Annotated in this window: 10 protein-coding genes and 1 riboswitch; of the genes, 2 read left to right on the top strand and 8 right to left on the bottom strand. The window is 54.0% G+C overall.

Annotation, left to right across the window (positions count from 1 at the left end):
- On the top strand, positions 1–1,156 hold a 1,156-nt coding region (locus FP815_11435; GenBank protein ID MBA3015545.1), incomplete at its 5' end, for a hypothetical protein.
- 137 nt (positions 1,157–1,293) lie between these two features.
- On the opposite strand, the gene cobD is transcribed toward FP815_11435, so the two are convergent.
- From cobD to FP815_11400, 7 genes are all read right to left on the bottom strand, one after another.
- Positions 1,294–2,250, bottom strand: coding sequence for a cobalamin biosynthesis protein CobD (gene cobD / locus FP815_11430; protein ID MBA3015544.1), 957 nt, complete (start codon positions 2,248–2,250; stop codon positions 1,294–1,296).
- Positions 2,251–2,256: 6 nt separating this feature from the next.
- Positions 2,257–4,863 carry a cobyric acid synthase gene (locus FP815_11425; GenBank protein ID MBA3015543.1) on the bottom strand — a complete coding sequence of 869 codons (2,607 nt, stop codon included), beginning with the start codon at positions 4,861–4,863 and terminating at the stop codon, positions 2,257–2,259.
- 95 nt (positions 4,864–4,958) lie between these two features.
- Complete coding sequence (gene thiC, locus FP815_11420) at positions 4,959–6,269, bottom strand: phosphomethylpyrimidine synthase ThiC (protein MBA3015542.1); 1,311 nt, start codon at positions 6,267–6,269, stop codon at positions 4,959–4,961.
- A gap of 252 nt (positions 6,270–6,521) precedes the next feature.
- A complete protein-coding gene (gene cobS, locus FP815_11415; protein MBA3015541.1) occupies positions 6,522–7,268 on the bottom strand; it encodes an adenosylcobinamide-GDP ribazoletransferase in 747 nt (248 codons plus the stop codon).
- On the bottom strand, positions 7,265–8,329 hold the full coding sequence (gene cobT, locus FP815_11410; GenBank protein ID MBA3015540.1) for a nicotinate-nucleotide--dimethylbenzimidazole phosphoribosyltransferase: 1,065 nt from the start codon (positions 8,327–8,329) through the stop codon (positions 7,265–7,267). Before cobT ends, cobS begins: the two co-directional genes overlap by 4 nt.
- A 62-nt stretch (positions 8,330–8,391) precedes the next feature.
- Positions 8,392–8,934, bottom strand: coding sequence for a bifunctional adenosylcobinamide kinase/adenosylcobinamide-phosphate guanylyltransferase (gene cobU, locus FP815_11405; GenBank protein ID MBA3015539.1), 543 nt, complete (start codon positions 8,932–8,934; stop codon positions 8,392–8,394).
- Entirely contained in the window at positions 8,934–9,548 is a 615-nt protein-coding gene (locus FP815_11400; protein ID MBA3015538.1) for a histidine phosphatase family protein, read from the bottom strand. Before FP815_11400 ends, cobU begins: the two co-directional genes overlap by 1 nt.
- Before the next feature lie 185 nt (positions 9,549–9,733).
- A riboswitch (cobalamin riboswitch) is annotated at positions 9,734–9,929 on the bottom strand.
- Positions 9,930–10,689: 760 nt separating this feature from the next.
- Here FP815_11400 and dnaA point away from each other — a divergent pair.
- A complete protein-coding gene (gene dnaA / locus FP815_11395; GenBank protein MBA3015537.1) occupies positions 10,690–12,042 on the top strand; it encodes a chromosomal replication initiator protein DnaA in 1,353 nt (450 codons plus the stop codon).
- 57 nt (positions 12,043–12,099) lie between these two features.
- Here dnaA and hemG read toward each other — a convergent pair.
- Positions 12,100–13,421: protoporphyrinogen oxidase (gene hemG, locus FP815_11390; GenBank protein MBA3015536.1), on the bottom strand; the 1,322-nt coding region annotated here is incomplete at its 5' end.

The raw sequence follows: 13,421 nt of genomic DNA, 5'->3' as shown, positions 1-13,421 counted from the left end.
GGCCATGCTGAAATCATCCAACTCCTTTAAACAAAACACCATTATTGGCAGCATTGTCACGCTCCTTGTTGGATTAGGCCTGGCATTGGTCATTGTCCGTGGCTCAACCAAATTGCTGGCCAAGGTTGCTGATGACATCAAGGACAACGCCGCCAAGGTTACCTCCGCCGCCGCATCAATCAATACCGCAAGCCAAGACTTGGCCAGGAACGCCAGTAGTCAGGCCGCAGCCATGGAACAGACGGCAACAGCCCTCGAAGAAAGCACGGCCATGAGTCAACAGACCTCAGACCTTACCGCCGGATCGCAGGCCCTAATGAATCAAAACATCGAAAAATCGGGGCAAACCCTGAAAGCCTTAGTCGACCTCACCCGCAGCATGGCCCAGATCGAGCAGGACAGCGACAAGATCCGCTCCATCATCAACACCATCGGCAGCATTGCCTTCCAAACCAACCTGCTGGCCTTAAACGCCGCAGTCGAAGCAGCTCGCGCCGGCGAAGCCGGGGCTGGTTTTGCGGTGGTTGCCGATGAGGTCAAAAATCTAGCAAACCGGACTGCCGAGGCCGCCCGGACCACCCAACAACTGCTGGACGACACCATCAGCCGGGTAACCGCAAGCGCCGAAGCCTTGAAACAGGTAAACACCGACTTCGACCACATCGTCTCCTCTGCCACCGGCATTGGGGAGAAGACCTCAGCCATCACCGAGGCCACCCACCAGCAGGCCAATGGGCTGGTCGAAATCAGCAAGTCCAGCCAGGAACTAGAGCAAATCACTGTCAGCGTCCAAAGAGCCGCACAAACAACCGCCGAGGCCGCAGAACAGCTTACCGATCAGGCTGAGGAGATGGGAATCATGGTTGCCGACCTGGTAGCCATGGTCTACGGCAAAGACCAGGTAACCCTGACCAGCGCCGCCAAAAATGACGTCACCTGCTGGGAGATCAAAAACTGCCCCACCGACCGCAGAAACTCATGTCCCGCCTACCCTGAGCACGGAGGGCAGTGCTGGATGGTGACCGCCACCCTCTGCGGAGGCCAAGAGCAGGGGTCCTACCACGAGAAAATGACCAACTGCAAGAAATGTAACGTCTACCTGGACGCCCATGGCCGTCCAGTTCAGGCTCAACTCCCCAACCTCCGTGCGGTATAACACCAGCTACTAGCTGCTAACCGCTGGCAAACTTGGACTCAAATAATTTTGATGGTCTCGCAAAAAGTCACGGAATGGCTAAGCAAAAGTGCGCTGCAACGCAGTAGATCGGCCTTTTTGCTTAGCCATCAATTTTACTAACCCATTGCCACCCAAAAACTCCCATGCGCCAACACCACCAATAAGACCGTAATCACCGCCGTTGCCAGCATCAGACGATTGACCGCCACAATGTGCCGGGCAGTGAGGGGAGTATGCGGATCACCAATAGTAGGTTTATCAACTACTGCCCCGAAGTACACGGAGGGACCACCCAATTGAATACCTAAGGCGCCGGCCACAGCGGCCTCGGTATGGGCAGAGTTGGGACTTGAGTGATTGCGGCGGTCACGCCGCCAGATATGATACGAAAGGCGAGGAGCATATCCAAGAAAAGCAGAAGCAAAGACAACCATGAGAGCGGTAAGACGGGCAGGGAGAAAGTTGGCCAGATCATCCAGCCGGGCAGGCGCCCAACCAAATTGACAATATCGTTCATTTTTGTAGCCAAACATGGAGTCCATGGTATTGACGGCCTTATATGCCATGGCGCCAACAGGCCCGGCAACAGCGGCCCACAGCAAGGGGGCGGTCACTCCGTCCACGATATTTTCCGCCACCGACTCAACACAGGCCCGACTCACCCCAACCTCATCAAGGGACACTGTTTCCCGGCCGACTATCATCGCCACCCTTTGTCTAGCCAAAGGGAGGTCTCCATCAGCTAGGGCCGCGTGCACCTGCTGACTGTGACAGGCCAAGTCCCGGGCGGCAAACGAGGCATACATAAAATAAAGACGGACTGCGTCTCCGGCCAAAGGATGTATCCATTGGCCGATCTCAATCAACACCAACACCACACCGCCAACACCCGTCAATACCGAAAGCACAGTCATCACCCCGGCAAGCCTCTGGCCAGACACCAAACGCCGCCACAACCCCTCGCAGACCCTGGCCAACCAGCCGATCGCTCTGACCGGGTGCGGTAGCCAGCGCGGATCGCCAAGCACCAGATCAAGAACAAAGGCCACCCCCAGTAACAGGCTAAACGGGATCACAACTCAGAGTCCCATCAGCCGGTAAATCACCGACATATCAAGACGCTCACGCACCGTTGCCGCCAAACGATCAAGAGCAGGCTCAAGATTATAGCACCCTCGCTTTCCCTGCCACATAGCCAGACCGCGCCGCTGACGCAGACCTTCGATAAACCAATGGCGAAAGGCATCGGCGTCATAAAGGCCATGGAGATACGTACCCCAGATCAATCCCTTGCCCGCAGCCACGCCCGGCGGCCCGTCGGTCAAAACCGGATCAAGCGCCACTCCGGATTCAGTCCGGCCATGGTGAATCTCATAGCCATGAACCGTAAACCCGGATGCCCTGTGGGTGAGGGACTGACGAGTCAAGGTTTTATCCTGATCAAGGACCGTGCTGATCGGCAAAAGCCCCAACCCGGCCAAAGTTCCACTGGCCTCAATCCCGTGAGGATCGCTAATCGCATCACCCAACATCTGGAAACCTCCACAAAGCCCAACGATCTCTGTCTCCCCCCGAGCTGCCAAACGCCTGATACCCTCGGAAAATCCAGACTCATTGAGATAGCGCAGATCTTCAATAACATTCTTGCTTCCCGGCAAGAGCACCGCCGCCGGGTCGCCAAGCTCATCCCCTGTCCGAACCACCCGCAACCAGACATCAGGCTCAAGCAGGAAGGGCTCGAAATCAGTAAAATTGGAGATATGGGGCAGATCAACCAGAACAATCTCAACTGATTCGGCAGACGTGGGCTTGGGGCGATTAAACAACCCCTTCTTGAAGCTTACCGAGTCCTCTTCCGGCAGCCCAAGATCAGAGAGGTTAGGGATCACCCCCAACACCGACCGGCCGGTATGCTTTTTAACGATCTCGAAGGCGGGATCAAGCAGCGACTCACGCCCCCGAAAGCGATTGACCACAAAACCCGCGACCAAAGCCCTCTCCCACTCTGCCATAACCTCCATGGTGCCGACAAAGGAGGCAAAGACCCCGCCCCGGTCGATATCGCCGACCAGCACTACCGGGGCCTTAGCGTAGCGGGCCATGGGCATATTCACAATGTCATGCCGCTTGAGATTGACCTCAGCGGGTGACCCGGCGCCTTCAAGGATAATCGCATCCATCTCACTGGCCAGCGAATCATAGGCCGCACAGGCTGCGGAAAAGGCATGGGGTTTATAGGCCACATACTCCTCGACGCTCTTGGTGCCGACCGAACGGCCATTGATAATCACCTGACTGCCGACATGGCTTACCGGCTTCAAGAGCACCGGATTCATCCGGGTGTCGGGATCAAGACGACAGGCCTGGGCCTGAACCACCTGAGCCCGGCCCATCTCTCCGCCATCACGGGTGACAAAGGAGTTTAGCGACATATTCTGAGACTTGAATGGCGCCACCCTGACCCCATCCTGAAGCAAAATCCGACAGAGGGCGGCAGTAATCACGCTCTTACCTGCATCGGAACTAGTCCCCTGAACCATCAACGCCGGGGTCCGGCGTCTGCGGGACACAACTCGCTTAGTAGCACTCATGGCTCCTAAGGCGTCGAGCAAGACCGCGTTCTCCTCAGCAGAGCGCACCGCCACCCGAAAAAAATCAGCGCTCAACCCAGTAAAATTAGCGCAATCTCGAACCGCCACCCCTTGAGCCAGAAGCGCCGCATAGACCTCGCTCCCCGTGCGAAAACCAGCTGGCAGGGTCAGCCACTGACAGAGAAGATAATTGGCCTGACCAGGGAAGACCTTAATCTCAGGCAAGGCCGCCAAACCATCCGCTAACTCCTGACGCAATCGAGATACCACCTCTTGACTCTGCCGCGCATACCCGTCATCGAGCAGTACCTTGGTCCCGAAGGCTAAGGCCAAGGAGTTGACGCTCCATGGCGGCAACTTGGCACGAATTTGTGCGGCAAGCCCTGCCCCGGCAAAGGCAAGACCCAACCGCAGGCCAGGCACGGCATAAAACTTGGTCAACGAACGAAGAACGACGAGATTTTGATACTGGGAGAGTAAGGACAGAGCTGAGGGCTGATCGACAACAAAATCGAGAAATGCCTCGTCAACCACAAAGAAGGTGGCAGGATGACGAGCCATCACCTCCTCCAACTGCGACAGCTCGAAACAGCGACCCGTTGGATTATTGGGCTGCCCAAGAAAGAGTACTTCCCCGCCGGTAAGCTCTTCTGTCAGGGCGTGCCAATCAATAGCAAAATTACTTTTCGACGACAACGACAGATAATGAACCTGACCACTAATCGCGGCAAAGGCCTCATGATAACCGAGGTAAGACGGCCCCGGGATCACCGCCCGCGCCACCCCCAAGGCAGCAGGCAGAGCATGAATGATTTCGGTTGAACCGTTGCCAACAATTATTTGACTGGGGTCAACAGCAAACCGGACAGCTGCGGATTGCCTCAACTCGTCATAATCAGGATCAGGATAATGAAGCAGGGCTTCCAGATTACGGCTGATCAGTGGCCGGAGGTATTCTGGCGGCCCCAAGGGATTGATGCTGGCTGAGAAATCAAGCAGTTCGCTCATCTTCCGGCCAGAGGAAGCGGCAAGCTTACGGAGATTGCCGCCATGGGTAAAAGGCGCAGCAGAGGCCAAATGCGGTATCAGATTCATGGCGGCAGAAAAAGAGGAAGACAACTAACAGAGGACCAACACGATAGATAAATGAAGGGACGCAACGTCGGATACGCCCCCCCAAAACCGCTCAATCACGAATTGACCTTATCCCCGGTCAAGTGCTGGTTCAAGGTCTCGGCCGCGTTTTTCAAGGCGCACAAGTCGCCGCACATGGAACACCCTTTACTGGACGATTTTCGCGATTCCAGGATGCCCCGGGCCAAATCGGGGAACAGCAGGTTGTCAAACTGCTTATCCCAGCGAAAATCACGTCGGTCCTTGCTCAGCTGTTTGTCTCGAACATCTGCGCGGCCTTTGAGCTTGACCACATCACCAATGTGGGCAGCCAGACGGGCAGTACGGACGCCGATGGCCACATCCTCCTCGTTGGGCAGGGCGAGATGCTCGGCAGGGGTGATATAGCAGATGAGATCGGCCCCGTACATCGACGAATGAGCCGCGCCGATGGCAGCGGTAATATGATCGAGCCCGGCACCGCAATCACAAGGCAAAGGTCCTAACATATAATACGGGGCATCGTTAGACATCTTCTTTTGCAGAATAATATTGGCCTCAATCTCATCCAGAGGCACATGACCCGGCCCTTCGACAATGGCCTGACAACCAGAAAGGCTGGCCCGCTCGGCCAATTCGCAGTTGATGATCAACTCAGCGACCTGGGCCCGATCCATAGAGTCATGAATAGCCCCGGCCCGGATACCATTGCCCAAACTGAGAACGGTGTCGTATTTCTTCAAAATCGAACACACCCGATCAAACTGCTCAAACAGGGGGTTCTCCCGGTTATTTTTCAACATCCACTGAATCATCATGGTTCCGCCCTTAGAACAAAGCCCACCGTAACGATACCCCTGGCGCTGCATCCGTTCCAGAGAGAAGAGATTGATCCCGCAATGAACCGCCATGAAGGCCATGCCGTCGGCACACTGTTTTTCTATAAGATCAAACATGGCCTCAGGGTCCATCTTGGTGGCGTCTTTATGTTTTTTGATGGTATCGCAAAAGGCCTGATAGAGCGGGACGTTACCCACCGGCAGAGAGACCGCCTGCAAAACCTCGCGGCGGATCTGATCAAGGTCGCCTGCCGCGGACAGCTCCATCAAGGTGTCAGCGCCAGTCTCCTCGGCGATCCGAGCTTTACGCTTCTCATGTTCAATATCACAGACATCACTAGAGGTGCCAATGGAGGCGTTAACCTTGGTCCGAAGCCCCTTGCCGATACCAACAACTCTCTTTTCCCGATGTCGTCCAGTAAGGATGACAATCTGGCCATCAACCATCCGTTCACGGATCAACTCAGGCGCCAAGGATTCCTGGGCAGCAACATCTTTCATTTCCTGGGTGATCGTGCCCTGCTGGGCCAGTTGCAATTGAGTACTCATGAAATTTCCTTTTTAAAAATTAAAGTAACTGCTCAGGTTATCGGTTTGCGGCTGACAGTTGCCGGTTAGTGATTGTCACCAATGACTGGTATCCGTGAGTCTGTTAACCGTAAACCGATAACTAATTACCGTTAACCTTCTAAATGATACTTTATTATTTAGCCGAGCTATAGACTTGTAGCCTACAGCAACCAGACGCCCACCCGTCCATCATGTCCATGACAGATGGCCATCGTTTTTATCCTCTACCCACTACCATCCTGCTGACAATATCAAGACAATCACCATCTCGGTCAGCTCACAGGTTGCTCCCAGGGTATCTCCGGTTGCGCCACCGATCTTTACCCGGCAGAGCCAGGCAAAAAGGAGCATAGCGACCAGGGCTATTGCCCCGGCGGCTAGGCCGGAACCGCCACACGCATACCAGCTACTGGAGTAGAGGACGCCCCCTGTGATGTAAACAATCTTTTTTTCTTGACTGGCGGCCTGATAAAAAAGAGCCGCCCGCCCTTCCTCTCCTCGAACATAGGGCAAGAACGCCATCATCAAGACCATCAGGCAACGCCCGGCAATGGGCATCAGGAACACGGCCGATGCCGCCTGGACCTGGGGGAGGCTCCCCAAAGCGACGGTTTTGGCCAACAAGACCATTACCAGAGCCGCAGCGCCCATACTGCCGATCTGACTATCGCGCATAATAGTAAGAATCTGCTCCCTCGGCCGGGCGCTCAACATTCCATCCGCCGAATCGGCCAAGCCATCAAGATGAAAGCCTCCGGAAATCGCTAACATCAGGAAAACCATGACAGCCGCAGCAGGCAAGGCAGGTAAAAAAGGCCATATCAACCAGGCAATAACAGCCATGATACAGCCGATAACAACACCCACAACCGGAAAGAAAACGAGACTGCGGGCCAAGTGCTGCTCCTCGGTCCCGAGATGACCAGGAACAGGAAGCACAGTCAGGAAGCGCAGCGCTGCGCAGAATCGAGCGATCATTTGTCCTCCCCGGCCACAGCGGCCTCGGAAAAAGTGGCGACTTCCATCAACACCCGAGCCGCTGACTCGACAATGGGCATGGCCAACGCGGCGCCTGTCCCCTCTCCCAAACGAAGATTCAAGTCGAGTAGGGGCTCAAGCCCCAATCGCACCTGCATCACGCGGTGCCCCGGTTCCATGCTCCGATGAGCGGCGATGACAAACTGGATGCTGTTAGGAGCAAGACACTGGGCAATCAAAGCGCCTGCGGTTGAAATAAAACCATCAATAACTACTGGTTTTCGTAACGCGGCAGCACCTAAGATCACCCCGGCGATACCGCCGATCTCAAACCCGCCGACCTTGGCCAGAACATCAAGGGCATCGCTGGGATCAGGCCGGTTTACGGCAAGCGCCTCCTCGATCACCCGTACCTTGGCCGCCAATTGCTGGTCATCAAGACCGGTACCACGACCGGTGACCTCGCTTGCCGAATGCCCGGTCAAAATCGCGGCAATGGCGCTGCTGGGGGTAGTATTGGCAATCCCCATATCGCCGGTGGCAAAGATATCGAAGCGGTCCCGATTCATCATCACCACCTCAATGCCCGCCTCCAAGGAACGCACCGCCTCATCTCTGGTCATGGCCGGACCTTTTGCCATATTGGCAGTACCAAACCCGATCTTCTTATCAATAATCTTGCCGGAGCTTGCGAGCGCAGACAAATCAGCAGCCACCCCCATATCAACCACAATCACCAAGGCTCCGGCCTGACGGGCAAGGACATTGATGCCTGCCCCGCCGTTGACAAAATTGGCGACCATCTGAGGCGTAACTTCTTGAGGAAATTTACTAACCCCCTCAACCGCTACGCCATGATCTCCGGCCATGGTAATGACGGCCTTGCGAACGACAGGGGGAGAGAGGGAACAGGTCTGCCCTGCCAGATCCATGGCCAGATCCATTAGCCGCCCCAATGACCAATGAGGGATTGCCAGCTGGTCCAACCGGTCCTTGGCCTTCTGTCGCCAAGCCAAATCCTGACCACTGATTTGCTGGATGGTCGTTTGCAAGAGACTCATTACTGTTTTCTCCTGGTGATCAAAGTATCAACCCAAACTTCTTCATGTCTGCTTCGACTCCATCATCCTTTAATTATATGTGGGATGCCGCAGACAACATAAGCAACACGGTCAGCAGCCACGGCCATGACCTGATTACACCGCCCCACCAGATCCCGATAGCGCCGGGCCAGAGCCAGTTCCGGCACCAAACCGCAACCAACCTCGCCACTCACCATAACAACCTCTCCCTCGCGAATCATTATGGCAGAGAGCACCTCCTCTGCCAACAGAGACATCTGGGCTTCCCCCAGGGCTCCTTCATGATCTGCGTACAATAAATTACTGACCCACAAAGTCAGGCAATCGATAAGAACAGAAGCGTCGGATGGCAAGGCATGCAACACACAAGCAATCGCCATCGGCTCTTCCACTGTCTGCCACCTTTGCCCCAAACGCCGTTGCTGATGAACGGCAATCCGGGCCTGCATCTCTGGATCATCTTCCTGACAAGGGGGACAAGTCGCCAGATAATACCGCGGCTCAGGCCAGTCACTGGCTAAAACTTCTGCGTAATCACTCTTGCCGCTCCGCGAACCGCCTGTCACCAAGGTGATCCGTGCCATTAGCTCTCCCCTCTCCGACCGCTAGCCAACGCTGTCAAATTCAATCCATGCAGCACCCCCCTATGACCATCAACCACAACCACGGTCAAGGCCGCAGGTGCAATAGCAAAAGAGAGGTAATTGGCAAAGGACAGACCTAACAGTGCACAGAGCATGGCCCGAATCACTCCGCCATGGCAGACAACCAGGACCTCCTTGTCAGGCAGGGCCACTATCGTCATAAGCCCCTCTTGTACCCGCTGCCGAAAACCTTCAACCGATTCACCTTCAGGGAACTGAAATGATGTGGGGTTCTGCTGCCATTCATCAACCAAGGCTTGATCCTGATCAACAATCTCAGGAAAGGAGAGACCCTCCCACCGGCCAAAATCGACCTCCCGAAGCGCCTCCATATCCATTAGAAGGCAGTCCCGCCCCCTAAGTGCCAGACTCGCGGTCTCCCTCGCCCTGTGCAGGGGACTGCATAGACAGCGAGTGACCCCTTTCGGCAGGACATCAGCAAGCTGCATGGCCTGTTGCCTGCCAAGTTCCGACAGAGGAAGATCAGTCGCGCCAATGTATCGCTCACTATATTGACTCCCTGTTTCACCATGCCGAGCGAGAAACAATCGCATAAAACAATGCCTTCTATCCTGGTAGCGCTCAAGCTCAGAGCCAAAAATCGATCAGGGGACCCGTCACGACAATAAAAAAACCCGAAATCGCCAACCACGCGACCCCGGGTTCAATTCGCACCAGAACAATAGATAAAGTTCAGGTTAAATCAATTGATGCCCGAGCGGGATTTATGGCCACGAAATCTGCTCGAAAACTCTCAGGCCGGTCTCCCGGCTTGTGGATCAACCTACTGACCGCGCCTTCCCATCCAAAAAAAGAACAGTGGCTTAATGCGGCGTTCGTCCTCACATACGGTTGCGGGACAGCGCCGGCATCACACCAGACTTCCCGATTATCCCCATTACCTGCAGAGGGGCACCTGAGAGCATATACTTCTCTTACAATTTAAAAAAAATCCTTAGCAGTTCTTGTATTCCCTGTCAACAACAAAACCAACCGAGCCAATCCCCCCGTGGATTATCGATAGAACTCTCGCTATGACCAATCCTGAACTCTTCTCGGCGTAGAGACTCGGAAAATACCAATTTACCATAACGCATAATCATAAAGCGACCTGCCCGACCTCGGTGTAAATATCTAATATAAAAACCGATCAAAAGGAGTTGCGATGGGTCGAGGTATCACCCTGTTACCATCACAACTCCCTCTCCCTGCAAAAAAATAAAAGAAGGCGGCAGAGCCAACAACCATCGGCAACAATTAGATAATCGAAGTAATTTCTATTAAAAAAGAGCAATATTGAGTATTCAAGAGATATGAGTTATCAACAAAATATCAAAACAGCCCAAACAAGTTCGCTAAACATACAAAACCATGTTACTTTTTCCCTCCCTCCTTCTGTCCCCTAGCCATCGGCACATTCCCCTTGCAGCAAGAGATAACATACTGATTATTAATAATAAAAAATATGTTGAAAATATCGGCTGACAGCCTCAGAAAATCCATTCAGATCAGCTTTGACAGCAGCCAGAGATTTCTATTACAACAGTCAGCCACAGGGAAGAGTCACTGAACATTCCTGGATTAAAAATGTGGCAAAATGTATAATTTAAGTAAATACTGGAACCCGGAAGACCACCCTCCAAGCAGGACGGGCTACCGAAACGTCATAAAATTCATCCTTGAGAAAAAACCAAAATGACCTGGCACCAGATTACAGACCACCTATCAGCCGAACTCCCCCAAGACCTTCACGCCCTGTGGATAAAACCACTCACATGTTCCCGCTTCGACGATGAGATTGTTGAACTCGGCGGGCCAGATCGCTTTTTCTGCTCCTGGGTTGCAGACCAGTATCTTTCCCAGATCAAGTCGGCCTTGGCAGCACATGGCAAACAAAACGCTCAGATTGTCTTTACCGTCACCGCGAACAGTTCCGGCACCCAAGATCTCAATCGAATGGCCCTACCGGCTCCGCCGACTCAACTCTGTCTCCCATCCATTAATAAAACACCATCTTTTGTCCGCACTTTGAATCCACGTTATGTATTTGATGAGTTCATTGTCGGCGCCAGCAATGAGATTGCCTTTTCCGCCTGTCAGGCCTTGGCCTGTGGAGACAAGACCCTGGGACAATGTCTGTACATCAACGCCGGCACCGGTTTAGGAAAAAGTCACCTCACCCATGCCGTCGCCCACCACGTTCTTGCCAACAACCCCCGGGCCAGACTCAATTACCTCACTGCCCAACAGCTTACCATGGACATGGTCCGGTCCATTCAATCTAAACAGATGGACGCATTCAAAGAGCGTTACCAGAACTCTGACATCCTACTCATGGAGGATGTGCAATCATTAACTGGTAAAGTCAAAACCCAGGAAGAGCTGGCCTGCATGCTTGATGTCCTGCTGGAAAGCGGCAAGACAGTGATTTTCACCGGCGCTCGGCCCCCACGCGACATTGAAGCTTTGGCGCCGGGAGTGCAATCACGCCTTTCATGCGGCCTGGTCACCGAAATATCCCAGCCGAACATCGAGACGAAGATCCTGATAGTCCTTCAAAAAGCACGAAATATCCAATTAATCCTTTCCGAGGAACTGGCAACCATACTTGCCGAAAGGATCAAAGGTGACATCCGCCAGATCAACAGCGCGGTTATCGGTCTGAAGGCCAAGGCCAACTTGCGACGAATGCACCCGGACATGGACATGGTCAACGAAGTCCTGGCCACCCTGATCGGCAAGCAACAACGCTTGACGCCGGAGGCTATTCGTGACTTCGTGGCGTGTCAGTTCAAACTCACCAGCGATGACCTCCTCTCCAAATCACGCAAGAAGACCATTGCCTTCCCTCGTCAGATCTCAATGTATTTTTCCAGAAAATATACTGAAAAAGGTTTACAAGAAATTGGCAGGGCCTTCAACCGTGACCACTCAACCGTGGTCCACTCCATCCGGGTAATCACCGAGTCCATCAACCAAAACGGAAGTGTCAGCGGTCAAGTAGACCTTCTGGACAAGAAACTCAACGCCCAGTTCCTGAGCTGCTAACGACACAACTGCCACACAAAAACGCCCCAAAGGAAGAACTTCCCTGGGGCATTGCCATCAGAAATACACTGGTTTGACCTTGGCCTCATCCTCTATCCGTGAGCCACCAACAGCAATTGCCATCGCTGTTTTCTTAGCCGACTTGATCATATCATTCATCCCTATTCCATCCCAGCCAAAACCACAGATATATAGACCAGGAAAATCCTGCTCCATGGCCTGCCTCCACCCCAGAAGCCGGGGATGATCCATCTCCAGTTGAGGTATTCCGTGTTCAGGACGGAGCACCTTGACAAAGATGGGGGGCTCGGGAAGTTCAATCAGTTGGGAGATATCGGCACATACCTTGTCAACTATCTCCTCATCAGAGAGGATCAGCCTGTCTGGATGACGACGTCCGCCAACCAAGGCTTCGATCAGCACCTGGCCAGCAGGCGCCCGGTCCGGAAACATATGAGAGGTAAACATGGCGCCAAGGGTAAAGCGCCCCTCCCGTTCCGGAGCCAGATAGCCAAAACCATAAGGCACCTTGGCGGAGGCGGAAAACCCTAGCACAACATTGATAATCTTTGATACCGGCACACAGCTGACTGGCGGCGGTTTTATTGCGGCCAGAAGCTGAAGGCACTGGTTAACCGGCACAGCCATCACCACGGCGCGTGCGGCAATCTGACCTTTATCAGTTTGAATCCGCCACCCATCAAGATCTTTTGACAGCCCCTGGACCAAGGTGTTACACTCCACCTCGTGCTGGCTAGTCAACACCTTGATTAACCGCTCCATGCCCTCTGGGAAGTTGAGCATTGATGGCAACCGGGTGAGTTTATCACCTCCGCTTTTCTTCTTGCGGATTAACCCGCGGATGACAGACCCAGCCTCCATCTCAAGCTTGCGGACACCTGGCATCACCGCATCAATGCAGAGTTTGCTATAATCACCAGCAAAGCTTCCCGTGACTGCCGCATCGACCAGAGGCAGGAGATCGGGCCCAAACCTGTACTCCACCCACTCGCCAATGGTCATCGCCTCGGAACGTGGCGATTTCCACAAATCGGCAAGTACCCGCAGCTTACCAAGTGAGGATATCAATGGCGTCGTCAATACTGTCTTAAGGCTTTGCGGCAGACGAACCAATGCCCCACCATGACATACATACCGATAAAAATCGCCTAGGGGTGCGGCCTGAGCCTCTTGATACAACCCCGTATCATGGAGCAGCTCCTGGCTCTCTGCAGTATTGTCAAGAAAACCATGCGGTCCCCACTCGCCTTGAAAACCAGCCTGCCGGAACGTCTGAACCGCCCCGCCAACTCGAGCGCTTTTCTCAAGAATAAGGGTGGTCAAGTCCGGGCTCAATCCCTTCACAAAATGGGCGGCGC

It is taken from the genome of Desulfobulbaceae bacterium, assembly GCA_013792005.1.
In the GTDB taxonomy this organism is placed as follows: Bacteria; Desulfobacterota; Desulfobulbia; order Desulfobulbales; family VMSU01; genus VMSU01.
Note: the sequence above shows the minus strand (reverse complement) of the source record. Positions and strands in the feature narration are given on the sequence as shown.

What these genes read in the sequence shown, in the direction of transcription:
- FP815_11400 (MBA3015538.1), bottom strand. Translation starts at nt 9,548, where the DNA reads ATGCGATTGTTTCTCGCTCGGCATGGTGAAACAGGGAGTCAATATAGT.
- dnaA (MBA3015537.1), top strand. Translation starts at nt 10,690, where the DNA reads ATGACCTGGCACCAGATTACAGACCACCTATCAGCCGAACTCCCCCAA.
- thiC (MBA3015542.1), bottom strand. Translation starts at nt 6,269, where the DNA reads ATGAGTACTCAATTGCAACTGGCCCAGCAGGGCACGATCACCCAGGAA.
- cobT (MBA3015540.1), bottom strand. Translation starts at nt 8,329, where the DNA reads ATGAGTCTCTTGCAAACGACCATCCAGCAAATCAGTGGTCAGGATTTG.
- cobU (MBA3015539.1), bottom strand. Translation starts at nt 8,934, where the DNA reads ATGGCACGGATCACCTTGGTGACAGGCGGTTCGCGGAGCGGCAAGAGT.
- FP815_11425 (MBA3015543.1), bottom strand. Translation starts at nt 4,863, where the DNA reads ATGAATCTGATACCGCATTTGGCCTCTGCTGCGCCTTTTACCCATGGC.
- cobS (MBA3015541.1), bottom strand. Translation starts at nt 7,268, where the DNA reads ATGATCGCTCGATTCTGCGCAGCGCTGCGCTTCCTGACTGTGCTTCCT.